Source organism: Deefgea rivuli DSM 18356 (assembly GCF_000620145.1).
In the GTDB taxonomy this organism is placed as follows: Bacteria; Pseudomonadota; Gammaproteobacteria; order Burkholderiales; family Chitinibacteraceae; genus Deefgea; species Deefgea rivuli.
Genome location: NZ_KK211084.1, coordinates 92,335 through 99,404, shown reverse-complemented (window position 1 = coordinate 99,404; position 7,070 = coordinate 92,335). Strand labels below are relative to the sequence as shown.

The following is a 7,070-nucleotide window of genomic DNA, read 5'->3' as shown; positions in this document are numbered from 1 at the left end:
CTGACTTTTCTTGAACGGCCAAGAAAAGTAAGCAAAAGAAGGCCGCCCTAGTATCTGCGTCCGACTTCGTCGGATTCCCTCGCTGCGGACAATCGGCAAGGCGGCGGGTTTTAACAAAACAGAACCCGCCGACCCCTCCTTGCCGCTTGTTCCTCGCTCGGCGCGACACAAGGGGTCTCGCGCATATCAACGAGGTTTGTTCTTAAGTCGATGTATTGCCAGCTAGGCCTTGTAGGTAAAGGGCTATAATCAAATACATTGATGCCTTAGGGCGGGTTAGCCGAAGGCGTAACCCGCCAATCTGATTTCGATCTCACACACTCAGATCAGCGCGGGTTGATAAACCTAACCCGCCCTACATGGCTGTTTATACAAAAAGTTTGAAAATTTCTTTTTGTTTTGAGCCTTTAACTTCAACACAATTTGCCCCGTCTCGTTGATATAGTTTGTCATCGAAATAAACAGGTTCTACTCCGCATACCACTTTAATCATTAATACGGTGTTCCCATGGTATGTTATTGGGGTCAAATCTTTGGTCACTCTAGTTTTTAAGCCCGCATCTAATTCAGAAACGCTAAGTCTTCGTGTTATTTCCGCAATATAGCTATCCAATGTTACTTTTTTTATTTTTGCTTCTCTCTCTAATCCAACAATACCAAACTCATGATAACTAGGTATGTCATTAATAGAATCTAATTGAGCTACACGTTTAGTATCTGCAAGTTTATCGGTTACGCCAATAAATAAAAATCCAGTTTTACCCTTACCAAGGTTTGCCATGGCAGAAATATTACAGAGTATTTTATAAAAGCTATCTTCATCAAATGATCTGTTTTCTTGATCAAGCTTATAAAATCCCTGCTTGAAATCATAAATCGCAGCCTCAGTCTTTGATTTCATTAAGTATGCTTGAAAGTCCATAATATAAGATGTGGCACTTCTAAAGGTAGAGTCAGAGTTTTTGAAATAATCCTGTATCAATCCTTTGCAAATATTTATATTATTTACGCGGTCAGCGGTTGTGGTGTAGTTGCTCGACTTTACTAGTTTTGAGCTAATGTCAGTAATTGATTTTTTAATTTGTTCGTGGTTGAACGGTTTTTTATTATTGTTAATAATTAAGTCGTAGAATGCCATAAATAAAGTATAGAATGGTTCTTTTACTGGGTTGCTTCCCGAAGACGGATTTAGAACATTCTTTAGACGGACTCCTTTTAAATGATGATCTACAAAGTTAGATATTTCAGAGAATACAGTAAGTAAGTTTGTTCTAATGTTTTCTTGACCAATGGCATTGATTTTTACTTCGATTTCTTTCGATTTATCATTTGTTCCGCTACCATAGTAATTGTCGAAGGCAACTTTACTTGCAGGAAATGGAGTCCCTAATGAGCAAGATAAAATTAAATCAGAAATTAATTGCTCATCGGCACTTTCTTTTAGGTCAGAAACATTCATAATGCCATGCTTGCACCAGAATGTTTCTTCAGCCAATATCCCATATTGGTGCTTAGAAATATTTGAGTCGATACTGATTTCTGGCATGTCTTGTAAAGGAAGAATGTCTCTTGAGGCATCACCACGGATTTCAGATGCAATAGTTCTAACTAATGTTGAAAACTTTGATACATTCCCTGCTTGTCTAACTTCTTGGGGTGATAGTTTAATTCCTGTTGAATTTATTCTTCTAAATGTTTCATTGATTTCATCAGTACTTCCTGTTTTAAATATGGTAACAGGAAAGGGGTACTGAATAAATGCGGATACTTGTTCTTGAAGAAGAAAGTCAACATCAATTTTTTTTGATATGATTTCTTTGTTAACTTGTGTCTGTGCAAATGGATAGTCTGAAATATTAAACCATACTTCAATACCATTAATTTCAATTGGGAAGTGGTTTTCTATGAATCCAAAAATTGCATTTAGTCTTTGCATTCCATCAATGATTTCATAGTTATCTTGGGATGCGGCAAGTAATACTAATGGTATCGGGTACTGCTGCATAATTGAATCAATTAAATCTTTTTTCTCTTTTTTACTCCATACAAGTTTTCTTTGATACCTGCGGTTTATGAATAGTTTATTGTTTCTATACAATTCATAAGCCTCCATTACTGTCATACCTCGTGGAGATTCAATCATTTTTAGCTCTTTTTGAAAAGTGGGATAAAAGGCGCATATGCAGAATTATTTCTGTGCAGTGGGTTATTGTGGATAAACTTTATCACACATGCTTTCTTGGCGCTCAGGCAATAATCCAGTAAGCTGGTTTGAGCTTATTGATTCCTGTTTATGCGGCAGAATATTCAAATGAATTGGCGTTATGCCTTCGGCGTAGATGTATTTTCTACACGCCTTTATCTGTAATGTTCAGCCATCAATACATCGACTTAATAGTAAACCTCGTCGAGCTGCACAAGATTCCTTGTATCGCGCCGAGCGAGGAACAAGCGGCAAGGAGGGGTCGGCGGGTTCTGTTTTGTTAAAACCCGCCGCCTTGCCGATTGTCCGCAGCGAGGGCATCCGACGAAGTCGGACGCAGATACTAGGGCGGCCTTCTTTTGCTTACTTTTCTTGGCCGTTCAAGAAAAGTCAGTGCCGCGCGGCATTAGCGCGACTCAGCGTGAAAAGAACGCCAACGTATGAGTTGAAGATGCTCTGCAGAGTGAATTGTTGGGTTAAAGCCCAATCTACGATGATATGTATTTGATTGCAGCCTTTTATATAAAAAGCCTAGCAAGCAATACCCAATACAAACTCTCAACCTGCCGAGGCGACCGCCTCATCCACACCCAGCGCTCCCGCCTGCCGCTGCAACTCCGCAATCCCCATTAAACTCTCATGCTTCGCCCGAATCATCGCTTCCACTTCTTTATTCAAGGTGCGTCTATCGTGCCCCTCGGGCGTTAATTGCTCTAAAAAGTGGATTTCGATACACAGCTGCCGCGAGCCGGTGATGAGCCAGAGCGAATCGGTGATGCTCATATCGTCGATATACGCCGCATCAAGCGAATAGTCGCCTGCGCCATTGGTGTAACGCAGATAAATCGGCTGGATCGTGGCATTGGTTTCAAACGCGCTTTGGATTAGCGAGGCTTTAAACGGGCGCAATTCTTGCCCATTGGTCGTCGTGCCCTCAGGAAAAAACGCGATGCATTCCTGATTATTGAGCGCGGTGCTGATGCTGGCATTCACGCGCTGCGCGTCGCGCACTTTTTCGCGGTCGATAAACACCGTGCCTGCGCCTTTGCACAGCATGCCAACGACCGGCCAATGCTGCACATCGGCACGCGCGACAAAGCGGGCGACGGTGACGCTATTGATCGCAAAAATATCAAACCATGAAATGTGATTTGAAATCAGCATGCAATTGGCCGGATGCAGTGGCGTCGCTCGGCCGAAGACTTTGACGCGAATGCCGAGTTTTTTAGCCAATTGCTGCGACCAGCGCTGGGTTTTCAGCAGCCGCGCTTGTTCACTCATATGGGAAAAGCGAAAGCGCACCACCGCCATGCCGTAAATCACATGCAGCACAAATAGCAGCAGCCGATTGATTCTCACCCAAGTCGTACCCACAGTTGATCCTTGTTCAATGTTCTGGCGTGTGCGCCGCGAAGCGTAATTTTACGTAATTAATGTGACGCCTAACAGCTCGCGCACCAAAATACAGTAATTGGATGACACTACTGAGTGTGGGGTGAGATTTGTGTTGGGCGGGGCTCTGGGTAGTATTTACATCTGGCCGTTTGCTTGGAACTTGGCGGCTTGGCGCGTAGTCCATCTTTAATTCAATACCCGAGTTTGATGATGTCGCAATTGCAATTACGCCCTTTAGAGCGCGAAGATTTACGTTTTGTTCACGTGCTGGATAACAATGAATCGGTGATGCATTACTGGTTTACCGAGCCGTACGAGGCCTTTGTTGAGCTGGTCGATCTGTACGATAAGCACATTCACGATCAGACCGAGCGGCGCTTTATTTTAGAAATGGCAGGGCAGTGCGTGGGTTTGGTCGAGCTGGTGGGCATTAACCACATTCATCGCCGCGCCGATTTTCAAATCATTATCGCGCCCGAATTTCAAGGTCTAGGTTACGCATCCATCGCGACGGCGCTGGCGCAAAATTATGCGTTTACGACGCTGAATTTATACAAACTGGCGCTGATCGTCGATACCGAAAATGCGGCGGCGATTCATATTTATAAGAAGCAAGGTTTTCACGAAGAAGGGATTTTGCGCAGTGAATTTTTCGTCAACGGCGAATACCGCGACGTGATCCGCATGTGCATTTTTCAGCCGGAGTTTTTGGCGAAACGAAAATTGTTGATGGCAGTGAAGGCGGAGTGTGTTGCGGCTTAAGGCTTCGCGCTGGCTCGTTAACGATTCTGTATCAAAAAATCAAAGTCCACGAAATACATGCCCCGCAGGAAATACCCTTGGGGTGCGAAAGGCACGAAAGAAAGGCAAAATGTCAGAAGTGCTTTTGGTTTTAGATTTTTTCGTGGTTTTTCTGGTGATGCTCAGATTTGGTGTTAATGCTGTGCCGCGCTCGTTGAGCTGGGGCTTAAAATCCCGTCCAAGCGCACCGAGTGAGGAGAGAGACAAACAGTTTTATCGTTTGGCTCACGATCGATCGAGGGCACAGCGGAGCTGGGCGCGCCCGGGTCGCCTTTCTTTGCTTACTTTCTTTGGCGAAGCAAAGAAAGTAAGTCCCCGTCGCGGATTGCGACTGTAAAACACCGTGCCGAAGGCACTTTAATTAGTTCCTTCACAATTCCCCAGATCGATCCCGCCCGCGTAAACCTGGTGCTGTGTCGCCGGTCAGGCCTTTAGAAAACGCGATGACTTTGAAAATCTCGCCCATTTCGGCATGTGTGGTGAGTTTTTGGATCGCCGCAGCGGTTTTCATGTAATCGATACTTTCGGTTGGCAGTTGCTCGGCCAAATTCAAGATACCTGCATCCAGCAAAAAGCTAGCCTGTGAGGTATAGCCTTCTAGGCTAAGTTGGTTTTGCTCTGCAGCCGTATACATCGCAGTAAAATCCACATGGCACGTTAGGTCAGTGAGGCCGGGGTAAAAGAACGGGTCGTGAATCGTATGATGGCGATAGTGGCCGATCAGTGTGCCCATACTGCGTTCGGGGTGGTAATACTCGCGCAGCGGGAAGCCGTAATCGATGAGCAAAATCAGGCCGCGTTGCAGGCTGGCGGCGAGCGCGGCGATAAAGCCTTGCGCTTCCAGGTGGATTTCGCTGGTGTAGAGCGGGATTTGCGGTAGCGGCGTGCAGGCGGCAAGCAGTTTGGCATCTGAAATTGGGCGATTTTGCATCGCAAAACCATCTTGGCTGACTGTTACGCCGCGTTGCTGCCATTCGCTATTTCCACTCTCCTCATCAGCAAATTGCACCAGCTCGCATGGCATCGCGTCGAGCACTTCATTGCCGAGTATGACGCCGACAAAATCAGTCGGCAGCGCATCCAACCACTGCACTTTCGCGACCAAATGCGGCACTAAAGTGTGCAAAGTCTGGCGTTGGCGCTCGCGCAGTTGGCCGGAAAGCTCCAAAATGGCATAGTGTTCCGGCAGCGCGTTGCGCCGCTCGAGTTCAGCTAAAATCTGTGCCGCGAGTTGCCCCGTTCCTGCGCCAATTTCCAGCACGCCACCGCCAGTTTCAGCGAGAATATGCGCTACGGTGGCGGCGACGCTGCCGCCAAATAGCGGCGAGATTTCAGGGGCGGTAATAAAATCGCCCGCACCGCCAAACTTGGTCGCGCCGCCGCTGTAATAACCCAGCCCCGGCGTGTACATCGCGTGGCGCATAAAATCGGCAAAGCTAATCCAGCCGTCCGCAGCATCAATCTGCTCGGCAATGTGTTGGCATAGCGTTTGGCTGGCGATGAGTGCTTCGGCGGAAGGGGCGGGCAGTTGTGCCTGTTGTGGATTCATAGGGCTGGCTTTATGGCGGGGATAGTCGTGTGGGCGATTTTAGCATTGTTGCGCGCGCTGGCAGCGCAGTTGCCGCAGATCAATTCGGGCAAAATTTAATGAATGGCATCAATGATGGTGAAGTCACTATGTTAGAACGCAATGTGGATGTACTGATTATCGGCGGCGGCGTGGGCGGGCTGACGCTGGCGCAATGGCTGACTGGGCTGGGTCGCACATGGCGCATCGTCGAGCGCGAAGCAGCGCTGGGCGGGCCTTTGGCGAGTAGCCAATATATTTTGAAATGGATACCGGGGCAGGCCGCGATGTCGGGGCGCGATTATTTGGCGGCGATGGCCGCGCAGATTGATACGGAACATTGCTCACTGGCGACGCAATTGGATATGGTGCAAGTGGGGACTGATTTGAGTCAGGGTAATTTTGTTTGCAGCTTGAGCAACGGCGAATTGATTCACGCCAAAAAGCTGGTGTTTGCTTGCGGAGCTACACCATTTTCACCATTTCCAGAATCTGAGCGAGTGATTGTCGGCGCTGGCCTGCAAAAAATCGCCCATATTGCAGCCGGGCAACGCGTTGCGGTGCTGGGTGGTGGCGATAATGCCGCCGATCATGCGCTGATTTTGGCTGAAATGGGCGTGGCGGTGACGATGCTGGTGCGTGGCAAACTGCGCGCATCGGCGGCGCTGCTGCAACAATTGCAACAGCAGCCGACGATTGTGCTCAAAACCGATTACCAAGAATTTGCACTCGCAGCGACCGCAGAAGGTGTGGTCGTGCAAGGCGAGCATTACGATTACGCCGCCGTGTATTTTGGCTATCAAGTCTCACCGCAACTCAAAGCCTTTCCCACGCTAAAAACCGCCGCAGGCGCGCTATTGGATGGTGTGTTTGCGATTGGCGATATGACGCAACCTGCGTTCCCGAATATTTTGCTCACCCAAGGTCAAGCGGCAGTGATCGCTAAGCAAATCGATTTTGAGTTGTCGCACAGTGCGGCTTAGGGTTTGAGCACTTGTTTAGTGCTGATGCATAAGATATATGATTTGTAGTTTCCCCTCCTTGAGGACATAAGTAGGTCGTTACGAATAACTGATTTAAATTTATGGGAGCAAACTTATTTGC

6 protein-coding genes are annotated in these 7,070 nt (G+C 47.4%); 3 read left to right on the top strand and 3 right to left on the bottom strand.

Going from position 1 to position 7,070, the window contains the following annotated elements:
- Positions 1-367: 367 nt before the first annotated feature.
- Together Q320_RS0117395 and Q320_RS0117390 are read right to left on the bottom strand one after the other, a co-directional pair.
- Positions 368-2,143 carry a GmrSD restriction endonuclease domain-containing protein gene (locus tag Q320_RS0117395; RefSeq protein ID WP_027470059.1) on the bottom strand — a complete coding sequence of 592 codons (1,776 nt, stop codon included), beginning with the start codon at positions 2,141-2,143 and terminating at the stop codon, positions 368-370.
- A 618-nt stretch (positions 2,144-2,761) separates the two neighbouring features.
- Positions 2,762-3,577, bottom strand: a complete 816-nt coding sequence (locus Q320_RS0117390) for a lysophospholipid acyltransferase family protein (protein ID WP_051534864.1) — start codon at positions 3,575-3,577, stop codon at positions 2,762-2,764.
- Positions 3,578-3,766: 189 nt separating this feature from the next.
- Here Q320_RS0117390 and speG point away from each other — a divergent pair, with 189 nt between their 5' ends.
- A complete protein-coding gene (speG, locus tag Q320_RS0117385; protein ID WP_211251256.1) occupies positions 3,767-4,360 on the top strand; it encodes a spermidine N1-acetyltransferase in 594 nt (197 codons plus the stop codon).
- Between the two features lie 109 nt (positions 4,361-4,469).
- Positions 4,470-4,736 (top strand): hypothetical protein, encoded by a 267-nt coding sequence (locus tag Q320_RS21680; RefSeq protein ID WP_156939105.1) that lies wholly within the window; start codon positions 4,470-4,472, stop codon positions 4,734-4,736.
- Positions 4,737-4,769: 33 nt separating this feature from the next.
- On the opposite strand, the gene Q320_RS0117380 is transcribed toward Q320_RS21680, so the two are convergent.
- On the bottom strand, positions 4,770-5,948 hold the full coding sequence (locus Q320_RS0117380) for a class I SAM-dependent methyltransferase (RefSeq protein WP_027470056.1): 1,179 nt from the start codon (positions 5,946-5,948) through the stop codon (positions 4,770-4,772).
- A gap of 29 nt (positions 5,949-5,977) precedes the next feature.
- On the opposite strand from Q320_RS0117380, the gene Q320_RS0117375 reads away from it, so the two are divergent.
- Complete coding sequence (locus tag Q320_RS0117375) at positions 5,978-6,949, top strand: FAD-dependent oxidoreductase (protein ID WP_027470055.1); 972 nt, start codon at positions 5,978-5,980, stop codon at positions 6,947-6,949.
- Positions 6,950-7,070 lie beyond the last annotated feature (121 nt).

Bases quoted from the DNA above. Each gene is read 5' to 3' on its own strand.
- Q320_RS0117395 (WP_027470059.1), bottom strand. From the start codon at position 2,143: ATGATTGAATCTCCACGAGGTATGACAGTAATGGAGGCTTATGAATTG.
- Q320_RS21680 (WP_156939105.1), top strand. From the start codon at position 4,470: ATGTCAGAAGTGCTTTTGGTTTTAGATTTTTTCGTGGTTTTTCTGGTG.
- Q320_RS0117380 (WP_027470056.1), bottom strand. From the start codon at position 5,948: ATGAATCCACAACAGGCACAACTGCCCGCCCCTTCCGCCGAAGCACTC.